26 protein-coding genes and 1 tRNA gene are annotated in these 22,468 nt (G+C 45.8%); 15 read left to right on the top strand and 12 right to left on the bottom strand.

The window, feature by feature from the left end:
• Positions 1 to 87 precede the first annotated feature (87 nt).
• A complete protein-coding gene (locus CUN85_RS05365; RefSeq protein WP_135389303.1) occupies positions 88 to 537 on the top strand; it encodes a Zn-ribbon domain-containing protein in 450 nt (149 codons plus the stop codon).
• Between the two features lie 20 nt (positions 538 to 557).
• Positions 558 to 1,325: a heparan-alpha-glucosaminide N-acetyltransferase gene (locus tag CUN85_RS05360; RefSeq protein WP_135389302.1), complete on the top strand. Its 768-nt coding sequence runs from the start codon at positions 558 to 560 to the stop codon at positions 1,323 to 1,325.
• 15 nt (positions 1,326 to 1,340) lie between these two features.
• Here the strand turns inward: CUN85_RS05360 and CUN85_RS05355 are convergent, their stop codons facing one another.
• The 3 genes from CUN85_RS05355 to dinB form a co-directional block, all read right to left on the bottom strand.
• A complete protein-coding gene (locus CUN85_RS05355; protein WP_135389301.1) occupies positions 1,341 to 2,192 on the bottom strand; it encodes a pirin family protein in 852 nt (283 codons plus the stop codon).
• Positions 2,193 to 2,243: 51 nt separating this feature from the next.
• The gene (locus CUN85_RS05350) at positions 2,244 to 3,440 is read right to left on the bottom strand and encodes a glycosyltransferase (RefSeq protein WP_135389300.1); all 1,197 of its coding nucleotides are present in this window, start codon (positions 3,438 to 3,440) and stop codon (positions 2,244 to 2,246) included.
• A gap of 206 nt (positions 3,441 to 3,646) precedes the next feature.
• Positions 3,647 to 4,735 (bottom strand): DNA polymerase IV, encoded by a 1,089-nt coding sequence (dinB, locus tag CUN85_RS05345; RefSeq protein WP_135389299.1) that lies wholly within the window; start codon positions 4,733 to 4,735, stop codon positions 3,647 to 3,649.
• Between the two features lie 110 nt (positions 4,736 to 4,845).
• Between dinB and CUN85_RS05340 the strand changes: the two genes are divergently transcribed.
• The 4 genes from CUN85_RS05340 to dapB all read left to right on the top strand — a co-directional run bounded on the left by CUN85_RS05340 (position 4,846) and on the right by dapB (position 7,151).
• On the top strand, positions 4,846 to 5,133 hold the full coding sequence (locus CUN85_RS05340; RefSeq protein WP_135389298.1) for a hypothetical protein: 288 nt from the start codon (positions 4,846 to 4,848) through the stop codon (positions 5,131 to 5,133).
• Positions 5,134 to 5,273: 140 nt separating this feature from the next.
• Entirely contained in the window at positions 5,274 to 5,468 is a 195-nt protein-coding gene (locus CUN85_RS05335) for a 30S ribosomal protein S17e (protein WP_135389297.1), read from the top strand.
• Positions 5,469 to 5,487: 19 nt separating this feature from the next.
• The gene (gene dapA / locus CUN85_RS05330; RefSeq protein ID WP_135389296.1) at positions 5,488 to 6,363 is read left to right on the top strand and encodes a 4-hydroxy-tetrahydrodipicolinate synthase; all 876 of its coding nucleotides are present in this window, start codon (positions 5,488 to 5,490) and stop codon (positions 6,361 to 6,363) included.
• Positions 6,360 to 7,151 (top strand): 4-hydroxy-tetrahydrodipicolinate reductase, encoded by a 792-nt coding sequence (gene dapB, locus CUN85_RS05325; protein ID WP_135389295.1) that lies wholly within the window; start codon positions 6,360 to 6,362, stop codon positions 7,149 to 7,151. Before dapA ends, dapB begins: the two co-directional genes overlap by 4 nt.
• Before the next feature lie 243 nt (positions 7,152 to 7,394).
• Here dapB and pyrI read toward each other — a convergent pair whose 3' ends face one another.
• Genes pyrI through CUN85_RS05310 form a run of 3 tightly spaced genes read right to left on the bottom strand, consistent with a single transcriptional unit; the run spans position 7,395 to position 9,295 of the window.
• Positions 7,395 to 7,862, bottom strand: a complete 468-nt coding sequence (gene pyrI, locus CUN85_RS05320) for an aspartate carbamoyltransferase regulatory subunit (protein WP_135389294.1) — start codon at positions 7,860 to 7,862, stop codon at positions 7,395 to 7,397.
• Positions 7,862 to 8,788 carry an aspartate carbamoyltransferase gene (gene pyrB, locus CUN85_RS05315; RefSeq protein ID WP_135389293.1) on the bottom strand — a complete coding sequence of 309 codons (927 nt, stop codon included), beginning with the start codon at positions 8,786 to 8,788 and terminating at the stop codon, positions 7,862 to 7,864. Before pyrB ends, pyrI begins: the two co-directional genes overlap by 1 nt.
• 45 nt (positions 8,789 to 8,833) lie before the next feature.
• Entirely contained in the window at positions 8,834 to 9,295 is a 462-nt protein-coding gene (locus CUN85_RS05310) for a DUF5788 family protein (RefSeq protein ID WP_135389292.1), read from the bottom strand.
• 104 nt (positions 9,296 to 9,399) lie between these two features.
• Here CUN85_RS05310 and hxlA point away from each other — a divergent pair, with 104 nt between their 5' ends.
• The 3 genes from hxlA to CUN85_RS12950 all read left to right on the top strand — a co-directional run bounded on the left by hxlA (position 9,400) and on the right by CUN85_RS12950 (position 11,646).
• Positions 9,400 to 10,680 (top strand): 3-hexulose-6-phosphate synthase, encoded by a 1,281-nt coding sequence (hxlA, locus tag CUN85_RS05305; protein ID WP_135389291.1) that lies wholly within the window; start codon positions 9,400 to 9,402, stop codon positions 10,678 to 10,680.
• Positions 10,680 to 11,441, top strand: coding sequence for an A24 family peptidase C-terminal domain-containing protein (locus CUN85_RS05300; protein ID WP_135389290.1), 762 nt, complete (start codon positions 10,680 to 10,682; stop codon positions 11,439 to 11,441). The genes hxlA and CUN85_RS05300 overlap by 1 nt, the downstream gene beginning before the upstream one ends.
• 67 nt (positions 11,442 to 11,508) lie before the next feature.
• Positions 11,509 to 11,646, top strand: a complete 138-nt coding sequence (locus tag CUN85_RS12950) for a hypothetical protein (RefSeq protein ID WP_167848796.1) — start codon at positions 11,509 to 11,511, stop codon at positions 11,644 to 11,646.
• Between the two features lie 24 nt (positions 11,647 to 11,670).
• On the opposite strand, the gene recQ is transcribed toward CUN85_RS12950, so the two are convergent.
• Complete coding sequence (gene recQ / locus CUN85_RS05295; protein WP_135389289.1) at positions 11,671 to 13,761, bottom strand: DNA helicase RecQ; 2,091 nt, start codon at positions 13,759 to 13,761, stop codon at positions 11,671 to 11,673.
• 243 nt (positions 13,762 to 14,004) lie between these two features.
• Between recQ and guaA the strand changes: the two genes are divergently transcribed.
• Positions 14,005 to 14,919: a glutamine-hydrolyzing GMP synthase gene (guaA, locus tag CUN85_RS05290; protein ID WP_135389288.1), complete on the top strand. Its 915-nt coding sequence runs from the start codon at positions 14,005 to 14,007 to the stop codon at positions 14,917 to 14,919.
• On the top strand, positions 14,920 to 15,960 hold the full coding sequence (locus CUN85_RS05285) for an archaeosine biosynthesis radical SAM protein RaSEA (protein WP_135389287.1): 1,041 nt from the start codon (positions 14,920 to 14,922) through the stop codon (positions 15,958 to 15,960).
• Positions 15,961 to 16,002: 42 nt separating this feature from the next.
• Here the strand turns inward: CUN85_RS05285 and argB are convergent, their stop codons facing one another.
• Together argB and CUN85_RS05275 are read right to left on the bottom strand one after the other, a co-directional pair.
• Positions 16,003 to 16,887, bottom strand: a complete 885-nt coding sequence (gene argB / locus CUN85_RS05280) for an acetylglutamate kinase (protein WP_135389286.1) — start codon at positions 16,885 to 16,887, stop codon at positions 16,003 to 16,005.
• Between the two features lie 152 nt (positions 16,888 to 17,039).
• A complete protein-coding gene (locus CUN85_RS05275; RefSeq protein ID WP_135389285.1) occupies positions 17,040 to 17,330 on the bottom strand; it encodes a non-histone chromosomal MC1 family protein in 291 nt (96 codons plus the stop codon).
• A gap of 421 nt (positions 17,331 to 17,751) precedes the next feature.
• Between CUN85_RS05275 and mptA the strand changes: the two genes are divergently transcribed.
• Together mptA and CUN85_RS05265 are read left to right on the top strand one after the other, a co-directional pair.
• Positions 17,752 to 18,705 (top strand): GTP cyclohydrolase MptA, encoded by a 954-nt coding sequence (mptA, locus tag CUN85_RS05270; RefSeq protein WP_135389284.1) that lies wholly within the window; start codon positions 17,752 to 17,754, stop codon positions 18,703 to 18,705.
• A gap of 62 nt (positions 18,706 to 18,767) precedes the next feature.
• Positions 18,768 to 19,088, top strand: a complete 321-nt coding sequence (locus CUN85_RS05265; protein WP_135389283.1) for a DUF2098 domain-containing protein — start codon at positions 18,768 to 18,770, stop codon at positions 19,086 to 19,088.
• A gap of 27 nt (positions 19,089 to 19,115) precedes the next feature.
• Here the strand turns inward: CUN85_RS05265 and CUN85_RS05260 are convergent, their stop codons facing one another.
• Positions 19,116 to 20,057: a nucleotidyltransferase domain-containing protein gene (locus tag CUN85_RS05260; protein ID WP_135389377.1), complete on the bottom strand. Its 942-nt coding sequence runs from the start codon at positions 20,055 to 20,057 to the stop codon at positions 19,116 to 19,118.
• Between the two features lie 151 nt (positions 20,058 to 20,208).
• On the opposite strand from CUN85_RS05260, the gene CUN85_RS05255 reads away from it, so the two are divergent.
• Both CUN85_RS05255 and CUN85_RS05250 read left to right on the top strand, forming a co-directional pair.
• A complete protein-coding gene (locus CUN85_RS05255) occupies positions 20,209 to 21,447 on the top strand; it encodes a M20 metallopeptidase family protein (protein ID WP_235856205.1) in 1,239 nt (412 codons plus the stop codon).
• Positions 21,422 to 21,859, top strand: a complete 438-nt coding sequence (locus CUN85_RS05250; RefSeq protein ID WP_135389281.1) for a GNAT family N-acetyltransferase — start codon at positions 21,422 to 21,424, stop codon at positions 21,857 to 21,859. Before CUN85_RS05255 ends, CUN85_RS05250 begins: the two co-directional genes overlap by 26 nt.
• A 41-nt stretch (positions 21,860 to 21,900) precedes the next feature.
• Here CUN85_RS05250 and CUN85_RS05245 read toward each other — a convergent pair whose 3' ends face one another.
• Together CUN85_RS05245 and CUN85_RS05240 are read right to left on the bottom strand one after the other, a co-directional pair.
• Positions 21,901 to 22,353 carry an N-acetyltransferase gene (locus CUN85_RS05245; protein ID WP_328591237.1) on the bottom strand — a complete coding sequence of 151 codons (453 nt, stop codon included), beginning with the start codon at positions 22,351 to 22,353 and terminating at the stop codon, positions 21,901 to 21,903.
• Positions 22,354 to 22,388: 35 nt separating this feature from the next.
• Positions 22,389 to 22,463, bottom strand: a tRNA-Arg gene (locus tag CUN85_RS05240).
• Between the last annotated feature and the right edge of the window lie 5 nt (positions 22,464 to 22,468).

The raw sequence follows: 22,468 nt of genomic DNA, 5'->3' as shown, positions 1-22,468 counted from the left end.
GCTTCATCAGCCTGCATCCCTATGTTCAAATGCAGGCTTATCGCAAGAATTTTAATATATCATTATGCTTGTATAAATCGGTGAATCATGCCTCACAAATGTACAAGATGTGAATCTATCTTTGAAGACGGTGCTTCGGTCATATTGAGTGGGTGCCCTGAATGTGGCTGGAACAAGTTTCTTTTCGTAAAGGAAGACGGGTCAGAAGGTGAGGAGAACGAAATAGTTGGGGATGAGGAAAAGGTAGAGCAGCATACTGTCATAGATGAAAGCCATGATCATGCACCCCGGGGTAAGATCATCCGGGAGATTGATGATATCATTGGACCTGGTGCGGACAGACATAGTGTAGCCGAAGAGGAGGGCGAGCGTGTGGAATCCGTGCGCATCCTTGGTCCGGGCTCATATGAACTTAACCTTGATTCCCTTCTGGACCGCAAGGAAATAGTTATGGCAATAAAAGAGGATGGTGCCTATGCCCTTCATTTGGGGTCGGTTTTCAAAAAGGACAGGGAAAAGGGCAAAGCTAAAAAATAATTTTTTATGGATGAATCACCATGGATGCACATCTCCAAAAGCGATTCTGGGAGGTTGACGTTTTCCGTGGTATCGCGATCATCTTTATGGTGATCTACCATGTTTTTTTTGATCTGGAATACCTGGGCGTATATGAGTCGGGTGTTCGCTCAGGCATCTTGCTGTTTATTGGGAGGGGCGCTGCGATCACCTTCATTTTCCTGGTGGGCCTGTCCCTGACTTTGAGCTATTCCCGGGCAAGGCATTTTTCGGATAAGGGTCAGAATCTGTTCCCCAAATATCTGAAAAGGGGTGCGGCCATATTTTCATGGGGACTTGTTATTACACTTGTAACTGGCTTTTTTCTGGAGAGGGGTATGGTCGTCTTCGGGATCCTTCATCTCATCGGCGTTTCAATAGTCCTTGCTTATCCATTCCTTAAGTATCGTGTCAAGCCTCTGTCTGTGGGACTGGCAATATTGTTCATGGGTTTTTTCACGCAGAATGCATATGTGGATTTCCCCTGGCTGCTCTGGCTCGGCCTGAAACCCTTCGGTTTCTATTCCCTTGATTATTTCCCCCTTATCCCCTGGTTCGGCCTGGTCCTGCTGGGCGTATTCGCAGGAAACAACCTGTATCTGGGATACCGAAGGCAATTTGAGATACGCGATCTTGAGTACAATCCTCTGATAAGGTTACTCGATTATCTTGGCAGGAAGTCACTTTTTATATACATCGTACACCAACCTGTTATCATTGGTTTGCTGATGATCTTCGGGTATATTGATCTCAATTTTGCGGGATTTTGAAAGAATCCCGATGTATTATTTTGTGAAAGTTCCGCTCCTGTAATCCTCAAATGCCTGTCTGGCTTCTTCCTCAGTATTCATGACCACCGAACCATGCCAGGCAACAGGTTCATTGAGTGGTCTGCCCGACATTAGCAGGAATCTCACTCCCTTGTCTGCGGCCTTTATCTCGACCCAGTAATCATGCTCGAATATGACTAGGCTTCCACTATCAACAAGCGGTCCCAGCTCGGGATGGAAGTAGGCCTTCCCTTCAAGGACATATGCAAGTACTGTGTTTTCCTTCTCTGTATAATGCCTGTAGGATCCGTTGGCAGGTATTGTCACGTCAATGTACTCTATCGGTGTGATTATATTTTTCACAGGCCCGCGCATGCCCTTAAAATCTCCACAAATCACCTTGGCCAGGGTGCCGTTTGCGGTATGGACCTCTGGTATCTGCTCACTTTTGATTTCTCTGTATCGGGGCTCTGTCATCTTATGGTCAGCAGGCAGATTGATCCACAATTGCAGTCCCCACAACTCGCCGTTCTCATCTCCTTCGGGCATTTCCTGATGAACTATTCCACTGCCTGCGGTCATCCACTGCACATCCCCCGGTCCGATGACTCCTCTGTTTCCATGATCGTCGCTGTGCGTGATCTTTCCGGCCAGCATATAGGTTATCGTATCGATTCCCCTATGGGGGTGATACGGGAATCCCGACCTGTACTCCTCAGGATTATCGGAGTGGAACTCATCCAGTATTAAAAATGGGTCTGTCTCCTTTACATGGTTGTGGCTGAAAGCTCTTTTAAGATGCACTCCGGCCCCTTCGGTAACAGGTACGCTTTTGTTTATCTTACTGACAGTTCTTATATTGTCCATTACTGTCCCTTCCTCCTGGTATTGTTCTTATGTTCTCTTCGATAAGGACGTTTAAGCTTCCATCAATATATCCTGTTGTAATTCTTCGAATATGATGGCATTTTCGCGTATCCTGGCCTCTGCTTCCGTAAAATCCATATCCTTACATTCATTGTAGAATGCAGCGAACCTTGCAAGCCACATAACTCTCAGGGCATCGATAAGATTGATGTCGTATGTTTTGGAATACTCTTTATAGATGTACCACACAATACGGGCCCAGTGGTCGGCTCCAAGTTGCTCATCTCCTTCAAGGAAGCTCTTCAGATGGCGCAGGACATCTGATGGCAGCAGAGTGTTATATATGTCCGAATATTCGGAGTAACGTTTGGATACGGTCTCAAGCATCTTCTCCTTGTTCACGTTCACAGGAAGTGGTATGGGGCCGTAGTATTCTGATACTTCTACAATATCTGTTATTATGGGCTTTTTGTTCTTCTCTTCATAATATACAGCAAGGTCGAACATCGTTTTTACAACCTGCCTGAACATCGGGATAAGGGACGACTCGGGGTCCGCATATTTAGTCGTGGACTCGTGTAATTTAAGTCCGAGCATTGCCTCCCTTATTCTGCGTCTCTCTGCAGATGCTACTGTCGTGATGAATATATCGATTCCAAAGTCAGAGGGGAAAAGGGGGTGGTTCCGAAGTATTTCCATGAGCTTGCATGATATGCAGAACTCACCGCCGATAGGTTGCCGTATATCACTTCCATAGTATGCCCTTGTAAACGGGTATGCGAGGTTATTGGTGATGACTCCGTCGAATTTGTCACGTACATAGAAAGGCACCACCAGATCCGTACGTCCGTATAGCACCGGCCTGACCATCTCCTGTATCCATTCTCCCTTTATCGACAGGAGGTCCCCGTCTACAAAGGCAATGGCCTTTGAATTAAGTTGATGTGCTATTTCCATCACGGTTCGTATCCCATCGCCCTTTCCGGGGACTCCCATCTGTTCGACAACTATCTTTTTCACAGGTGATATGTCGAACATACCTGCGATCTCTGCTGTCCTGTCGGTCGAAAACCCGTCTGACACGACTATAAGTGTGTTGTACGGAGAAAGATACTGCAATACTCCTTCGCGGACCACGTTCATTACATGAAGTATAGTAGGTTCTACATTTTTGGTGAGTATTCCCACTACCACATCTGCTTCTTCTATCTCTTCAAGTCTGTCTCCTATACTCTGTTTAAGTTCCATGCAACTCCCCCTCTTGTGCGTTGATCTGGCTATAATTAAAAATCTATTTGGATTGTATTTAAATGAAACCTCCAAAAAATACCATGATTGGCATAACCGGCTCTATGTGGGAATTTATTGAAGGCACATTTCATTGTTTCATATTGTCTGAAAAGAAATACAATCGGGAATTTAATAGAAATGACAAATATTTATGTGCTGGCTGATCAGAAGAAGTCGTTGAGTATTGTCTGCCTGTCATCTATCTTCTCAAGTTTGCTGACGCCTACTCCAAGAAGTCTGAACCTTCCTTTACCTGCGAATTCCTCCATAAGTAACAGGGCAGTCTTTACTATAGCCTGTTTATCAGTGGTCGCTGCGTAGAGGGTCTTTGCACGGGTATATGTTCTGAAATCCTCAAACCGGACCTTTATGGTCACAGTCCTGAAGCGAAATCTTTTCCTTGCCAGTGAATCATGTACTTTTTCCGAAAGGTCCAGAAAGACATTTCGTATTGCTGCAGGGTCAAAGATATCCTCCTCGAATGTATCTTCTGTGCTAATGGATTTTACTTCTTCTCTCTCCCTGACTTCCCGATGATCAATACCATTTGCAAGCTGGTGCATTACGACCCCGGTTCTTCCGAAACGTGCAATCAGTAGCTGCACATCCATAGTAGCAAGTTGGCCTATGGTCTCTATGCCCATTTCTTCCAGAACGGGACTGGTCTTTTTTCCTATACCTGGTATTTTTGAAACCGGAAGTGGAAAAAGAAAATCTTCGACTTCGTCCGGTCTTACGACTGTCAGGCCGTCTGGTTTGTTGAAGTCCGATGCTATTTTGGCCAGGATCTTGTTAGGTGCTACCCCGATGGAGCATGTCAGCCCTTGCTTGCGGAGCACCTCCTCTTTTATCTTTCGTGCAAGCAGGGATGCAGATTCATAATCCTCTATGCAGTTGCTGATATCAAGGTACGCTTCATCTACACTCACCTGTTGGAACCTGTCTGCAAAGATGCGCATAAGGTTCATTATTTTCTCGGATGCTTCTTTGTAGAGTTCCATATTCACAGGCAGGTAGGTGGCATCAGGGCAGAGTTTGTATGCCCTGGAGATCGGCATTGCCGAATGTATCCCTAATTCCCGTGCCTCATATGAACATGTGCTGACCACTCCTCTGCCGTTTCCTACTTTCGGATCCGAGCCCACGATGACCGGAAGTCCTTTGAGCTCAGGTCTTTCCCTGACTTCGACGGAGGAATAGAAACTGTCCATGTCTACATGTAGTGTGATCCTGTTCCTGGCTGGATTGTTCATTTTGGTTGTTTTATATAATAAGTTATTTAACTAAATTATGGGATACTATATTAAAATAAGGGAATACTGAAATAATATCACATCCTAAGGTGCATGGCTCAGGTGTACAAATGTATATTTATATCTCAATGTTCGCTTATTTCGTTGTCCTTTTCCTGACTCTGCGTGATATCCGTATATTCAGGCGTACAGGTATTGTTTCCTATCGCAAGGGTGCCTTGAAAGGGCTGATCGCATCGACAGTGGTGCTCTTTGGAGTCCTGATCACACCTGCAAACGCAGAACTGGGGCTTCTTGCAGTTTTCATCGGACTTTTTATAAACCGCAAGGGTATCAGGGAAAAAGTCTTCATTGAAGCAGGTACCGTTGACCGTCTGCTGGGCAAGACTGATATCTGATATTATGTATTGTCCAATCAGCCGCAATCCAAAAGGTATAAATGTAAGAGTATTTATTATAAGCCGATACAGACTTAGTTTCATATACTTAACAGTTCAATTAATAATTTCACAATTATATACACTAATGGAGAATTTACATGGGAAATATTAGACAAACCAACATCAAGAACGTTGCATTACGTTTAGTTGAAAACTACGGCAACACCTTTACAGAAGATTTCGACGCCAACAAGCATCTTGTAACAAAGTACACTACCATCGAGAGTAAGGTCATCAGAAACCGTGTTGCAGGCTATGTAACAAGAAAGATGACGCACAAGCCTAAAGAATAACCTTTGAGGGGATGATCCCATGTTCGAAGGAGTTCTACCTGCGCTTGTAACCCCGTTCTCAAAGGATAATAGCATTGATTCCGAAAATTTCTGCAATATCGTCTCTTTTGTAGAAGAAGGCGGTGTTTCAGGTATAGTTGCCTGTGGTACGACCGGTGAATCGGCTACCCTCTCGATGGATGAGCACAAAGAACTGATCGCTATTGCAATGGACTGTGCCAGTGTCCCGGTAGTGGCCGGTACAGGGTCCAACAATACGGCAGAGGCAGTTGAACTTACCAAACACGCAGCCGATGTAGGGACTGATGGTGCTCTTGTTATATCTCCATATTATAACAAATCCAATACTGCCGGGCTGCTGGCTCATTTTAAGACCATCGCGGAAGCTGCGGATATTCCTATCATTCTGTATAATGTACCTTCCCGTACCGGTCAGGACCTTTCAGTGGAAGTGATCGCAGAACTTGCCAGGGTGGATAACATCGTTGCTGTCAAGGAAGCAAGCGGAAGCGTGGAAAAGGTATCGTGTATACTTGAGATGACGGCTGATGAGGATTTTATCGTACTTTCAGGCGAGGATTCGCTAACATTCCCAATAGTCGCCCTCGGAGGCAGTGGAGTTGTATCTGTCATTGCTAACGTGGTTCCTGATATGATGGTAAAACTTGTGGAATCGACGAAAAAGGGAGATCTGCAGACAGCAAGGGAGATGCACTTCAAGATGGCGCCTCTGATAAGGGCTCTCTTCTCAGAGACCAATCCTATTCCTGTGAAGCGTGCTATGGAACACATGGGACTTGTGGAAGGAAATCTCAGACTTCCTCTTGCACCGCTTAGTAAGGAGAACGATACGATTCTGAAAGATGCCCTTCGCGGGCTGGGGTGCATATCATGATCAATGTAGCGGTCACAGGTGCATCCGGCAGGATGGGGCGGCTCATAATTTCAAATGTTCTCCGGTCTGAGGAAACCAGGCTATCTGCGGCATTCGATCTCATGAATGTGGGAAGTGACGCCGGCGAGGTCGCCCAGCTCGGTGCTCTTGATGTTCCTATCTCATCTATAGATGATATGGAGTCGGTGCTGAGATCTTCAAAGACCGATGTACTTGTTGATTTCACAATTGCTGATGCAACGGTTGCCAATGCTCCCCGGGTAGCTTCGAGCGGGGTGAACCTGGTTATAGGTACTACGGGTCTGAATTCCGAACAGAAAGCTCTGATCAAGGACTCCATTCTTAAGAATAATGTTGCAGGAATCATATCTCCGAATTATTCCGTGGGTGTGAACGTATTCTTCGGGATACTCAAAGAGGCTGCAAAATATCTGGAAGATGCGGATATCGAAGTAATAGAGGCCCATCATAACCAGAAGAAGGACGCTCCAAGCGGTACTGCTCTGCGGGCTGCGGATATTATCAGTGAGGTCCTTGGAGGCAAAGAATATGTTCACGGACGTCAGGGTCTGGCACCCCGCGGCAAAGAGATAGGGATACATGCCGTACGCGGAGGGGATATAGTTGGTGACCACACCGTACTTTTTGCAGGTGACGGTGAAAGGATCGAGATAAAACACCAGGCGCATTCGCGACAGGCCTTTGCAGGCGGTGCGGTAAAAGCAACTATGTGGATTGCAAAAGCAAAGCCCGGTGTCTATACAATGAATGATATTCTGGGATTATAGTCCCTATATTTTCTTTATTTGATACGTAAGGTCAATCTTCATGCATAGTTCTTTATGAACAAATGTGGCATAGTTCATTCTATTTACGTTCACATATTATCATGATTTATAATTATTTATAACCGTCGATATTATATATTTGGCTGTATATATTATATGTTATAGCACCACTACACTCCACAAAAGTGCTATGCCATCTGTACCTCCATAATTTCAATTTTTCCTGTTTTCTTTTTAAAAAGTTCAGAGCAAATGTTTCGCAATATTCTCCGATATAACCCTTCCGCAGTATATGCAGCGGAGTTTCAGGTTATCATCATCCACTGTGACATTGAATCTGGATGTTATCGGTTCGTTGCTGTTGGAGATACAGTTGGGATTGATGCATCTGACAACACCTTCCATAAATTCTGGGATATGGACCTTCTTTTTCTGGGATACGTTGAAATTGCGTATTATGTTTATTGTTGCATTTGGTGCAATAAGAGCTATCCTGTCAACCTCGGTGACCTTGAGTTCCCGGTTCTCTATCTTAACAACATCTTTTTTCCCGCACTTTCCGGGTGAGTTCAGCAGAACACTCACGACTCCCTCACTGGAGTCGGGTATGCCAAGTATTTTAGTCACATTTAGGGCCTGGCCTGCTGTTATGTGGTCTATGACTGTACCATTTTCTATCCTGCGGACCCTTAGTTCCTCTTCCTCGCCCATTACTTCATCGCCCCCAGCACAAGTGCTACCAGTGCCATACGTACCGGCACACCATAGAATGCTTGCTTGAAATAGCATGCATGTACGGTTTTATCCACCTCGGGATGTATTTCGTTCACCCTTGGGAGAGGATGCATTATCCTGAGTTCTGGTCTTACGTTCTTTAATAGATCAGGAGTTATCTTCAGCCTGTTCGCAACCTTCTGGAACTCAGCAGGGTCAGGAAACCTCTCCTTCTGAATGCGTGTCATATAAAGCACATCTACATCATTGATGGCCTCTTCTATGGAATCAAGCTCTGTGACCTTTGCACCTCTATTCTCAAGGTCGTTTATTATTTCCTCGGGCATTCGCAACTCCCGTGGTGATATCATGGTTATCTGAGCTCCGTAGAGGGAGAGCGCATAACAAAGCGAGTGCACAGTCCTGCCATATTTAAGATCTCCGACAAGTGCTATTTTCAAACCTTCCAGTTGGCTCTCTCGTTTGATTGTATAAAGGTCAAGCAGTGTCTGTGTGGGGTGATGTCCTGCCCCGTCCCCTGCGTTGAGTATGGGTATGGCGGAAAACTCAGATGCAAGGCGTGCGGCCCCTTCCTTGGGATGCCTGAGTACGATGGCATCTGCATAACTGTCAACAACCCTTATGGTATCTGCAAGTGTCTCTCCTTTTGCAATGGAGCTGGCATCGATTGAACCGAGGTTGAGCACATTTCCTCCAAGTCTGTACATTGCGGTTTCGAAAGACATGCGTGTTCTGGTGCTTGGTTCAAAGAAGAGGACTGCCAGGACCTTACCACTGAGAAGGTCGGACTTTTGTTTACCACGGGCTATGGGTTCCATTTTTTCAGCGGTCTCAAGTATATGATCTATCATATCCTTGGAGAAAGATGTCATTGAAATAATATGATGGTCCTTGAATCTCATCGACCACTAAAGGAATTCCATCAGATATATGTTTACTGATACATCTCACTCCTGATCAGATCTGTCTCCTCTGGATATGAGGATTTTCATAAGCCGGTCCCACTCATCCGTCTTGACATCCTTACAGATATGCTTTGTATCCCCTGAAGATTTTCTCTTTGAAGGTTCAGTAAGTTCCCGGAGGTCCATGATAGCACGCATCAATCCTGCAGTTTCGCTGAAGATGTCCTTTGCTTCCCCCGGCTTAAGGTCTCCTTCTTCAAGATACTTTTCACATTCTTGCTCTTTCTCATAGAGCATGTCAAGGAATACCTGTATATTCTCCAGATCTTTAGAAGTGTACCTTTTCTTGTTAACAATCTCCCATACCACTTCGTGCAGGTCGACTTCCTTCCCATCAAGCGTTATTCTGCGCGGTATCTGCTCCCCTACCCAGAAAAGACGCCTGTTCAGGCTGTTTAGCAGCTTGTTCCTCTCACTATCGGTTATCTCACACTCTTCAGCCATTTCCCTCATATTAGAGTTGAACTATATATTATTAAGATTTAATCCCGATTAAATTTATAGGTTTTAAAGTATTTAGTACTAAGAACATAAATGTAGGTGATTAGATAAAACCCATAATTCAGGTTGCTCTGGATCTTCTGGAAACGGACCGTGCTATCCGGATAGGACAGGAGGCCCTTGAAGGCGGTGCCGACTGGATAGAAGCAGGTACACCCCTTATCAAGAGCGAAGGAATGGATTCCATCAGGAAACTAAGGGAAGCCTTTCCGGCAAAGGTCATTGTAGCCGATATGAAGATTGCGGATACCGGTTCAATGGAGGTCGAAATGGCTGCAAAGGCCGGTGCAGATGTTATTGTGATACTAGGCAGTGCGGATGATTCCACGGTGCTTGAGGCTGTCAGAGCGGCAAAGAAATACGGTGCAAGGATCATGGCTGATCTTATATCGGTCCCTGATCCGGTCCCGCGCTCGGGGGAACTGGAGAAGATGGGTGTCGATATCATTAACGTACATGCAGGCATCGACCAGCAGATGACGGGCCGGGACTCGCTTTCCCTGATGAAGGAAGTTGTAAGGGAAGTCAGCATACAGGTTGCCATTGCAGGAGGACTAGATATCGGTTCATGCTCAATGGCGGTTAAGGAAGGTGCGGACATAGTGATAGTAGGAGGCAATATAGTCCGTTCTGCTGACGTCACCGCTTCTGCAAAGGCTATCAGGGATGCAGTGGATTCTCCTTCTGTCACAGGGTATTCAAAGAAGACTGTGGATGAAGAGATCCGTTCCATTCTGGGATCAGTATCAACTCCCAACATTTCTGATGCAATGCACCGCAAGGGTGCCATGCAGGATATATTTACCATGGTCCCCGGAAAGAAAATAGTAGGTACTGCCGTCACTGTCCAGGCATTCAAAGGGGACTGGGCTAAAGCCGTGGAAGCTATAGATGAAGCAAATCCCGGGGATATCATCGTTATTTATAACGGTAGCAGGCATGTGGCTCCCTGGGGTGGCCTTGCAACCCAGAGCTGCCTGAACAAGGGGGTCGCAGGTGTGGTGATAGACGGGGCTGTAAGGGATATAGATGACATACGGAGAATTGATTTCCCTGTATTTGCAACGTGCAATGTGCCCAATGCCGGGGAACCCAAGGGATTTGGCGAGATCAATTCCGAGATAGTATGCGGCAACCAAGCTGTAAAGCCAGGTGATTATATTGTGGGAGACGACAATGGTGTGGTTGTTATACCCCGGGAGCATGCATACGAGATCGCAAGGCGTGCAAAGGAAGTTGAGAAGACCGAACAGCGTTTGTTCGAAGAGATCAGGAGGGGGGCAACCCTCTCAGAGGTTATGGACCTCAGAAAATGGGAGAAGCACTAATGATGGAACTGCTAAAAGTACTTGTTTGCATGCCCTTTTTACTCTATGCCTGTTACGCGGACATAAAGACACGCAGGGTTGCCAACGAGGTGTGGGTTGCCATGTTCGGGGTCGGTTACATATTCATTCTCTATGACCTGATGATGCTCGGCATGCCATATCTTGTCAGGAACGTACTTACCTTCGCTTTCATCTTCACATTCGTGTACATCCTGTTCCAGCTCGGGGCCTTCGGGGGCGCAGATGCCAAGGTGCTAATGGTCATATCTCTTATTATCCCGATGTTCCCGGATATCACGATATATGGCACACAACTGCCGATTAACGGAGTTCCGCTGCTGGGATTGTTTGCCTTTAGCGTATTCGGCAATTCGGTGATACTCACAGTGGTGGTGCCTGTAGGTTTGTTCATTTATAATCTTCTGAACAACTCACTAAAAGATAATCTGAAAAGCCCTCTCTACATGTTCATAGGTTATCAAACTCCGGTTTCAGGACTTGCAGAGGGTCATATCCGCATGATCGACTCATACAGTGAAACCGATGAAGGCGTAAATTTCGGGTTCTCCAGGTCAGGGACAGAACTGACCTCGAATGTCATCGCAGAACTAAAAGGCCATCTCCGGGAAGGCAGGATCAATGACAGTGTATGGGTCACTCCGGGCCTTCCCTTCATGGTCCCTATTACCGCGGGCTTTATAACTGCAGTTGTCTTCGGTGACCTGATATTCTATCTGACAATGCAGTTCATGATGATGTGAACTGCTTTTCCTTTTCATCATCTTTTAATACCACTGATTACAAAATGTAAATCAGGAGGTGGGCTCTTTGGCAGATAAGATCACAGAAAAGAAAGACCGCAAAGTTGATGGTGAAAAGGAAGCAAAGGAAGCAAAGGTGTCTCCTGTCAGACCGGGCGATTCCCGCGTGCGCGGCAGAAGGCATCTGCTGGACACATGCGAGTGAACGAAGCTATCAGGCTTTCTCACTTTACGCAAGTATCTCTGACCACACGGCTTTGATCTCCTCGTCCGAAAAACTATTATCTAGCTTTGCTTTTGTCAGAATGATCAGTTCTTTTTCGAGTCCTTTTATGGCTTCAACGATCCTGCCACGCTTTTTAGCCTGTTCGATCTTTAAAGTCTCTTTTTTATTATCAATCGCAATCCCGGGGGATTCTGTCTCTTTAATATTCGCAACATTCTGATGGGCGGATGAAGGTCCTTCCTGATCTTCGCAGTACTTGCTTATTTCCTTCAGGAATATGTCGCCATATTTCTTAAGCTTGTACTCACCTACTCCTGTGATCTTCAGCATCTCTGCCTTATTGCCGGGCTTTTTGGAAGCCATCTGTTTCAGGCTCGTGTCTGCAAATACTACATAAGGTGGCACATCCTGCAGTTCGGCCATGCTCTTACGTAATTCTTTAAGCCTGTTGAATAACTCGTTCTCTTTGTTTGATGCCTTTTCCCTTTCAAATGCCGGGGACGCCTTGGTCTTGTTTTCTGTAAATAGCATGGCTTCTTCCGGCAGTTCCTCTTCTAAACCTTCGGCATCAGTAACGTTCGCTGCTTCTATGGTTGTAAGGGTGACAGTCCTTTTACCTACCATGATGTCCATGCTTGTTCTATTGAGTTTGAGAAGTGGATATCTTGCCCCTTCCACCTTAATCAGGTTCTGCTGTATCATCTCGCGGGCGATCTCCAGCCATCTGTCCCGGGTGTGAATATCACCTGTACCATATGACTTCAGCTTATTGTGCTTCTTATCCCTGATCTTTTTTGCATTGGAGCCGCAGAGAACATCAATGACATGATTCATGCCGTAGCGCTGGCCAAGTTCATCGATACAGTTTATCAGCAGTTTCGCTTCGTCTGTACCGTCGATCTTCTGTCTTGGCTGCAGGCAGACGTCGCATTTACCGCAGTTATCATCTTCGAGTATTTCTCCGAAATAACCCAGGAGCACCTTCCTGCGGCATATGGTACTTTCACAAAAAGCAACCATGTCCTGGAGTTGCTTTAAGGCTATGTCCCTTTCTTCCTTCTTTCCTTTCTGCTTGATGAAATACTCGATCTTGTACCTGTCCCCGCGGCTGAAGAATAGGGTGCATTCACATTCGAGCCCGTCACGTCCGCCCCTTCCTGTCTCCTGATAATAACCTTCCAGGTTTTTTGGAAGGTCATGGTGGATGACGAAACGCACATTGGACTTGTCTATTCCCATTCCGAATGCGACGGTTGCCACAATGATGTCGACATCGTCCTTGATAAATCTCTCCTGGTTTGTCTCCCGCTGGGAATCGCTAAGCCCTGCATGGTATGGGAGCGCATTGAAATGGTCCTTCCTGAGCCTGGCAGCTATATTGTCCACGTTCCTGCGACTCTGGCAATAAATTATCCCACTTTCTCCCCTGTGTTTTCTCAGGTACTGTAAAATCTGGTTATATGTTTCTTTTTTCGGCCTGATCCGGTACACAAGGTTCTTGCGGTTGAAACTGGCAACATAGGTATTACCTTCCTTGATCCTTAACTGGGAAATCGTGTCTTCCCGTACCTTGGGAGTAGCGGTTGCGGTCAGGGCTATGACAGGTACTTCCGGGAACTTTCTCTTCAGGAAGCTGAGCTTGCGGTACTCCGGTCTGAAATCGTGTCCCCATTCGGATATACAGTGGCTTTCATCGATGGCAAAAAGACTAACCTTAACCTTTTCAAGCAGGGATGTAGTATGGGACATTGTAAGCCTTTCAGGTGCCATATACAATATCTTGATCTCGTTGTTCTCGACATCCCTGTAGATATTCCTTGACTCTGTGTAGTTCAGGGTGCTGTTCAGGCAGGCGGCATTAATACCGCTTGCCTGCAGGCTGTCTACCTGATCCTTCATGAGAGAGATGAGCGGAGAAACTACAACTGTCAGCCCGTCCAGAAGGAGTGCAGGCAACTGGTAACACAGGGACTTACCCCCTCCTGTGGGCATCAGTACAAAAGTGTCCCTGCCTTCAAGCACATCTTTTATAATGTCTTCCTGAAGGGGGCGAAAACATGAGTAACCAAAGTACTTCTGAAGAGTTTGATGCATCTTTTGACCGTGATCTTTTTCCTGCCTATATGGACTCTGTGTATATAAGATTCTGGCAAGCAGGGTGCAAGTAATATTCCCCGGGTTGGCAATGCGTATGTATTGTGGGCTATGTTTATCCTTCAAAACCTCCCGGAAGGCGAGCATTAATAAATACGAACTTATATCTGAGGAATAAATCCCATTGAAAATCCATCTGAACATCTAAATTCATTTAAACATCATTTGTCGGAGTTTATATTTATGGTTAAAGTAGACAATTTCATTCCAAAAGCGATAGAGAAGATCAGTCAGCATGTCGATGGCAGGGCCATCATAGCACTCTCCGGGGGAGTTGACAGTTCTGTATGTGCGATCCTGGCCCATCGTGCTATAGGTGACAGGCTAACACCGATCTATATCGACACGGGCCTGATGAGAAAAGGGGAGACTGATAGGATAAAAGAGATATTCTGTGACATGAACCTCCAGGTTGTCGATGCAAAGGACCGCTTCCTCGGAGCTCTTGCAGGCATCGAGGATCCTGAGGAGAAACGTAAGGCTGTAGGTGAGGCCTTCATACGTGTTTTTGAAGAAGAGGCGAAGTTACTGGAGGCTGAGTACCTTATACAGGGAACCATCTATCCCGACAGGATCGAATCAGAAGGTGGCATAAAGTCCCACCACAATGTGGGTGGTCTTCCTTCGGTCATGGATTTCAAGGCAATAGTGGAACCAATAGAGGACCTGTACAAGGATGAGGTCAGGGAGGTGGCACGTGCCCTTGAACTTCCGCATGAGATTGCCGAAAGGATGCCATTCCCCGGCCCCGGTCTCTCAGTAAGGATAGTGGGACCGGTCACTGAGGAGCTTGTGGAAATTGTCAGGGAGGCCAACGCTATCGTGGAAGACGAACTCGTAGAGAAGTTCCATCCATGGCAGACCTTTGCAGCTATCATCGGCAAGGGGACCGGTGTAAAAGGAGATGTGAGGGTCCATGGCTGGATAGTCGCAGTGAGGGCTGTGGGTTCAAGGGACGGCATGACGGCAGAGGCTATGGAATTACCATGGGATGTCCTGAACAGGATCGAATCCAGGATCTCAGCCGCACTCCCGACGGTTGCACGTGTAGTTTATGATCTTACACCAAAGCCTCCGGCTACAATAGAGTTCGAGTAAATGTCCCTTAATACAACAGTTCTTGAGATCAGGAACCGGCAGAGGGTGAAACCTTCTCCTCCTGATAGACCGTGTGCGGCATGGGCCGGAGTTGACCTGCTGGATGGCTGTAAAGTCGATACCCTAACAATAATTTTCAGGACCTCTGGATGCTGGTGGGGAAAAGCGGGAGGCTGCACCATGTGCGGTTATGTCTACGATAGTGCCCAGACTCCGCCATCGAATGCGGACCTGATAAAGCAGCTTGGAAATGCAATGACAAAGGCATCCGGCTTTGATCTGTTCATGGTAAAGATATTTACTTCAGGAAGCTTCCTTGATACCCGTGAGATCCCTCTTGAAGTGAGGCATAATATCCTTTCATCTCTGGAAGAGGACCCGCGGGTGGTCAAAGTATTGGTGGAAACCCGGCCGGAATTCGTTACTGAAGAGGCAATAAAAGATTGTCGCAGCTCCCTGAAGGACAAGGCTTTTGAGATAGCCACAGGTCTTGAAACAAGTTCGGATCTTATCCGGAAGGAATCTATCAATAAGGGTTTCACTTTCGATGATTTTAAAAGGGCTGCCAGAATCGCCAGGGATGACGATGCAACAGTAAAGACTTACCTCATGTTGAAACCTCTTTTCCTGTCCGAGGGACAGGCCCTTGAAGATATGGTGAGGTCTGTCAGGGATGCCGCTCCTTACAGTGATACTTTCTCAATAAACCTCTGCAATATACAGAATGGTACATTTGTTGAGAATCTTTGGCAGAGGGGGCAGTACCGTCCTCCGTGGCTATGGAGCATAGTCGAAATCCTCAAAAGAACCAAACAAGAGTTCCCCGATATGGTAATAACTTCCGACCCTGTGGGTGCAGGTTCAAAGAGGGGTCCTCATAACTGCAAGGAATGCAGCAGAGATGTTGCAGATGCCATAAGGCAGTTTTCGATAACTCAGGATATTTCCTGTCTGGAGGTCCCTGATTGTGAATGTAAGGATATGTGGGAATGCGTGCTGCAGCTGGATGACCATACTTTTGGAGCGCCCATTACCGATTAATATTTAAAGAGATCATATCCGGTGAAAGGGAATATTTCCCTTTCAATCCTTGTATACCATTGTTCCTATCCCGGAGTCTGTGAACAGTTCCAGTAAGATTGAATGGGATATGCTTCCATCGATGATATGGACTTTCTCCACACCGCTCGTAACCGCAGTTGCGGCACCTCTCAGTTTAGGGATCATACCTCCGGAAATGATGCCATCTTCTACAAGTTGCTCGATCTCTTCTATAGTGACCCTTGAAATACGTGTTGATTTATCATTGATATCTCTGAGGAGCCCCGGCACATCGGTCATAAGAACAAGCTTTTTGGCTCCGAGCGCAGCTGCAATGTCTCCTGCAATCGTGTCTGCATTGAGGTTAAGAGCCTTTCCGCTCATGTCCGTTGCAATAGGGGATATCACCGGGATGTATTTTTCCTTTATGACAATGTTCAGTATCTCAGTGTTTATGATCTCTGTGTCTCCAACCCATCCAAGGTCAACTTCATGCTCAATACTTTCGATAACAACTTTCTGGAATGGTTTCTTTTTTGCGATGATCATTCTGCCATCTTTTCCGGAAAGGCCTATTCCCTTTCCTCCGTGCCTGCCTATGAGTGAAACTATCTCGGTATTGATGTTACCTACCAGTACCATCCTTGCAATCTCAAGAGTTTCGTCGTCGGTTATGCGCAACCCACTGACAAATTCCGGCTTTTTACCCATCCGTTCCATTTTCTGAGTGATCTCCGGCCCGCCTCCATGGACGATTATCGGGTGGAAGCCTACAAACCTGAGCAGCACAATGTCCTGTACGATATCGCTCATTATGTCGGAATTTACCATGGCATGGCCGCCGACTTTGATGACCATTACAGAATTATAGAATTCCCGGATATAAGGTAGCGCTTCTATCAGCACGTTCTCTCGCTTAAGTGTCATGTTAATACCTGTATTATTGATGGGGCCGGAAGGTAGGATACAATTATTCCAGTGCCTGTAAATGGTATAGATTATCCTTTCAACGATTTAAAACTTGTTTGGCAGAGCTGCCAGAGTAAAAAAAGAAACCCATCTGTATGGGTTCGAAATGATCAGATCTTGTCCAGCTTGTCAATACCAACTTTCTTTACGAATGGCTTGTTGATCTTGTCGGGCATCCAGTCTGGTTTGTTCTTGGGGGCCTCGACCATCTCTCTCCATCCCTTGAATACATGGATCTTTTTTGTTCCACGCTCACGGAGCCTGATATCTTCTGGCTTTGATTTCGTTCCTTTTCCTCTGTTGGCTACCTTGAGAGCTGCCTGACGTGGCTGCTTTCCAGTGAACACCCCATGTTCGTTTCCTTTTTTATCTCTTAACACAAAGTTTCTTGTTTCAGACATGTTGTCACCTCGTAATCATCATGCGATTACCACTGCTTATCGTATTTAGTATGTAAGGTATATATATTTTTCTTTTAATGTGTTCCTTTGTTCTTGATTTGTTGCAATATTGTATTTCTAGTAATGGAAAATCCTCAAAAGGAGGTCGTTTCAACACTTATTTTAACTGTGTATCCGACACTTGAACGGTATACTGCAACAAGACAAATAAACTTGTTTTGTGTCCTGTGTAATAAAACATGTACAGGGTCCTTGACTTATCCTCTAACTAATAAATTTGCTAAGTATGGCACTAAGTCCGGATATATCTCATTATTTGTTTTTTTAACACAACATTTACATGTGATGAGTCCATTTCAAGTGCTTATTAGCAATGTTACTAAAAAGGTTTACTCTGTCATTTTTATTTTGAGGTAATATCATGGAAGTTCCAGTCGTTAAACTACCGGATATACAGGCTAACAAGCCTCAGATCCCGATCAACCTTACACGTGTAGGTGTCACTAACGTAAAAAAACTTGTTGAGGTCAAAAGAAAAGAAAAACGTCCTGTTATTCTAATAGCTACGTTTGATATTTTCGTGGACCTTCCTTCGCATTTGAAGGGGGCGAACCTCTCTCGTAATTTCGAAGCGGTTGACGAAGTTCTCGAAAAAGCCGTCAGTATGCCTGTTTATGAGATCGAGCAGCTATGTAGCGATGTGGCACAGAGTCTGCTGAAACGTCATGAATATGCAACCCGTGCAGAAGTGATCCTGAAAAGCGAATATGTTATAAAAAGAGAATCCCCTGCCACAAAAATGGAGTGTCAGGAAGTCGTGGATATCTTTGCGGAAGCTATCGCACTGCGTGATGATGTGGAGCGCATGGCTGTCAAAAAACTCATAGGTGCGGAAGTCATCGGAATGACTGCTTGTCCCTGCGCTCAGGAGATAATGAGAGACAATGCCAGGCAAGAGCTGGAATCCATAGGTGTGGATGACCAGAAGATCGCCAAGTTCCTTCACAGGGTTCCCATGGCAACCCACAATCAGCGTGGACGCGGCATAATCTCTATTGAAGTTGAAGGCAACATTTTCGTATCTCTTGAAAAGATAATTGAGATTATTGAAAATTCTATGAGTTCCAACGTATTTGAACTTCTCAAGCGCTCCGATGAGGCCATGGTTGTCCAGAGGGCTCACACCAATCCGAAGTTCGTGGAGGACTGCGTGCGTACAATGGCAAAGAATGTCGTAAAGGAGTTCCCTGCGCTGCCGGACACAGCTATTGTAACTATAAAACAGGTCAATGAGGAAAGTATTCACCGACACAATGCATTTGCCGAAAGGGTTGCAACATTTGGTGAACTGCGAAGTGAGATGTCACAGGAGTAATACACAGACAGATATTAATCCTGCCTGTTCAATATTTCTGTATAGTGAAATGAGGAGTTCGATTGACGGAAGAATCAGAAAACCTGAATGCCTCTGACATAAACGGAGATCCTGTCGGACCCGGGACTGTCGTGAGGTACATAAATACCGGTACAGTAGGAAAAGTCACTGAGATCAAAACAGATGAAGAAGGCATTTGGGCTTTGATGGATAGTACCGGACTTTACTATAAGGTCGAGACACTTGTAGTGACGGATGCAAGCGAGTTGAAGGTAAAGGCGGAGACCGCAAAGACCGCTTCCGAAGCAGAAGAGTATATGCGGCGCTACGGTTCAGCAGGTCCTGATCAAGTTGATATCGGGCAGGTGACAGGCGGCGGCTGATCCGCTCGCATGCTGTTCATTTTTGATTCAGTTTCTACCTTCTTTTTCCAGAAGTGTAAGGGAACGTATCCATTCTCCTTTTGGTTCTCTTGATGTGCCTACCACAAGCCTTTTAATGTCGCCTGCCTGCTCCACGGTGCCGCTGGCCTCTATAGTCTCAGCAGCAAGGGCCTGGCCGGCATAGGTATGCGTGTAGGAAAGTACGTGGTCTATCTCCTCGTGCTCTATCATATAGACTGAAGGGCTGTCAAATGCAAGGTCAGCACTTGTTACCTTTGCTTCTATCTTCATTTTCCCTACGTCCTTTCCTCTTCTGATAGGTTCTTTTATCTGTTCCCGGTCCCGTACAAAAAGAAGATCAAAATACGTCCCTTCAACCATTCCACGGTTACCTTTTCTCTTCTCATGAATAACAAATTCCTCAAAACTTATCTCGGGAACACGCTTTAGATATATCTTTTTCCACATCTCCTCATCAATATCCTCAATAGGGCCATCTTTATCCTTTGCATCCCTTATGGCATCCCTTGCCACAAACCAGTCTGCGCCGTACACTACAAAGTCGACATCGGACCCTTCATTCTGCAGTCCGGGCAAGAACGAGCCTGTTACTCCCATCTTGTCCATTGGCACGCCTGCCTCTTCGAGTGTCCGGACAATTGCACCGACACGGCTGTCCGAGCTGCAGAGATGTTCGATGACATCATTTGGTCTCAAGACTTGCTTGATACTATCTTCCGGGACCACATGTACATCTTCTACCCATTCCGGCCTGTTCTGACGCATGAAATCAAAAGCTACATCAAAATCATATTTCTTGTAACGGGTGCCCTCGAGTTCTCTTTCCCCGTTCTCGTCCGGTACGTACCTCAAAGTCGACCTTATGCCATGAGGGTGGAAATAATCGGAAACTGCAAAGATCCAGTCGTCTTCTGTTATCAGGAAATCCCTTATCCTTGTTTTTATCATCGGTATCATCCATAGCTTATTTTCTAGGTTGGGTTAAAGTAGATTGTATTTATTCATGAAAACGGTTTGCAAGCATCTGTGTCTTTTCAAATGAGTTAAATATATCTGAGTACATTCAATAAGGGTGTATTTGTTCTGAAATACTGATCAGGTGAATTTTTTGAACTCCCTCGATAAATGGATAAGAAGTCTTCGACGCCAATTCCACCGTGAGCCGGAACTGAGTTTTAATGAACACCGGACACAGAAGGAAATAATGTATGTGCTTGAAGATCTTGGTATAGCCTGTAAAAAAATCGCAGGTACCGGTGTTATTGCCGAGATCCATGGAAATGGCCCCGGTCCTTGCATGGCTATCCGTTCTGATATGGATGCCCTCGCTGTAGTTGAGAGGGCCACCGGATTCAATGAGGACTATATATCCCGCAATCCGGGTGTGATGCATGCCTGTGGTCATGATGGCCATATGGCTATTGTGCTTGGGGCTGCCAGGTTACTTCAGGAGCAGAGGGATTCTTTCGGAGGTTCTGTGAGGCTGATATTCCAGCCTGCTGAGGAAGTCCCGCCTGGCGGGGCAGTAAGGGTCATAGGGGATGGCGGTCTTGAAGGCGTGGATGCTATCGTTGGTCTGCATATATTCGGTGATGTCGATGTCGGGGCAATTAACATACGTGCGGGTCCATTCATGGCAGGTTCGGTCCGTTTCACTGTGAAGATATTCGGAAAAGGCGGTCATCACTCAACGCCTGGCGACTGCATCGATCCTATAGCAATAGCTGCTGACTTCATATCTTCCCTGAATACCCGGGTGTCTGAAAAAGTCGATCCTTCTGACTATGCGCTTGGCTTTGGTACTGTCAATAGCGGTGAACAATTCAACAGGACTCCGGATGAGGTTGAGATCGTAGGCAGTTTCAGGACATTCAATGCGGAGGACACTGAAGCTATAAAGGATAGCATGTCATCACTTCTTGATTATCTTGTGACTGCCTATTCTCATAAGGATCGCCGCGGAGTTCCTTCCTATGAGCTTAAAGTCCAGTATGGCTACCCTGTGCTTTTCAATGACCCGGTTTTCACAAAAAAAGCCACAAGATTGCTGAAAACCAGGTTCTCAAATGTCAATGACGATGCCCGGGCAATATTTGGTGCAGAGGATTTTGCATATTATCTGCAGGAAGTCCCGGGCATGTATGTTATTCTGGGAACAAGGAATGTAGAAAAAGGTATTGTGGAAGGGAACCATTCCTCCGGCTTTGACATTGATGAGGATGTATTGATCACCGGTGTTGAGTTGCTTTACTCTGTGACTCTTGATTTCCTTAATGTCCCACGGGCGTATGTCAGATCGGAGCATCTATTAAATGAACATCATACCTTTTTCATCTGAATACTCTTCAAGGGCAAAATCATTTGTAATTGATGTACTTGCAGGTGAGGGGTTCGCCTATGATCCGCAAAAAGATCCTGACCTTGATGATATCGAAGGCAATTACATTCGCAAGGGCGGGATCTTTTTCATATCTCTTGCCAACGGTGAGGTCGTCGGAACATCTGCGGTAAGGGATATGGGTTCAGGTGCCTGTGAGATCAAAAGGCTCTATGTCAGGAAAGAATGCAGGGGCAGGGGTCTGGGCCTGGCCTTATTTCGGACCGCACTGGATTTTGCAGAAAAGCACCATTCAAAAATAAAATTGAAGACCGATCCTTCTCTCAGGAAGGCCATATCGATCTATCTGGGGCATGGTTTTGTTATAACAAAAAAAGAAGGTGGGTTCCTGTATTTTGAAAAGTCCCTTTGAGCTGTGTTAATCTGTACAAATACTATTCAGATATATGCACTTCAAATATTCTTTAACATTGCAACTTCATCGCAATTAGGGAATTTCGGACATTTAATGCATCCGCTCCATATCTTATGTGGGAGTTGTTGCTTATCTATCTTATCGAAACCCTGTTTTTCAAAGAAGGGAACTGCATAGGTTAGCGTGAAAACTTTATTTATGTCAAGTTCCTTTGCCTCATTGATGCAGGATCTGACAAGTTCGGTGCCTATGCCCTGTTCTCTATGTTTTTGTTTCACGGCAAAGGACATTATCTCTGCCATGTCCTCCCAGCTTACCTGGAGGGCACAGCAGCCTACGATCTCGTCCTCTATTTCACAAACGTAAAAACTGCGGGTGAACTCATACAGTTCACTCAAAGAACGCTGCAGCATCATTTCCTGTCTTGCATAATAGTCTATGATGATCTTGATCTCTGGTATGTCACGAACAGTGGCCTTTCTTATTATCAATAATCGATCTCCAGGAATTATTAAAAGAGAAATAGCGAGCGTGAAGGGATTTGAACCCCCGGCTTGCAGCTTAGGAGGCTGCCGCCATATCCTGACTAGGCCACACGCTCATGTT

The sequence above is a fragment of the Methanolobus halotolerans genome, from assembly GCF_004745425.1.
In the GTDB taxonomy this organism is placed as follows: Archaea; Halobacteriota; Methanosarcinia; order Methanosarcinales; family Methanosarcinaceae; genus Methanolobus; species Methanolobus halotolerans.
The sequence above is the reverse complement of the archived record's forward strand: the minus strand, read 5'-3'. Positions and strand labels throughout refer to the sequence as shown.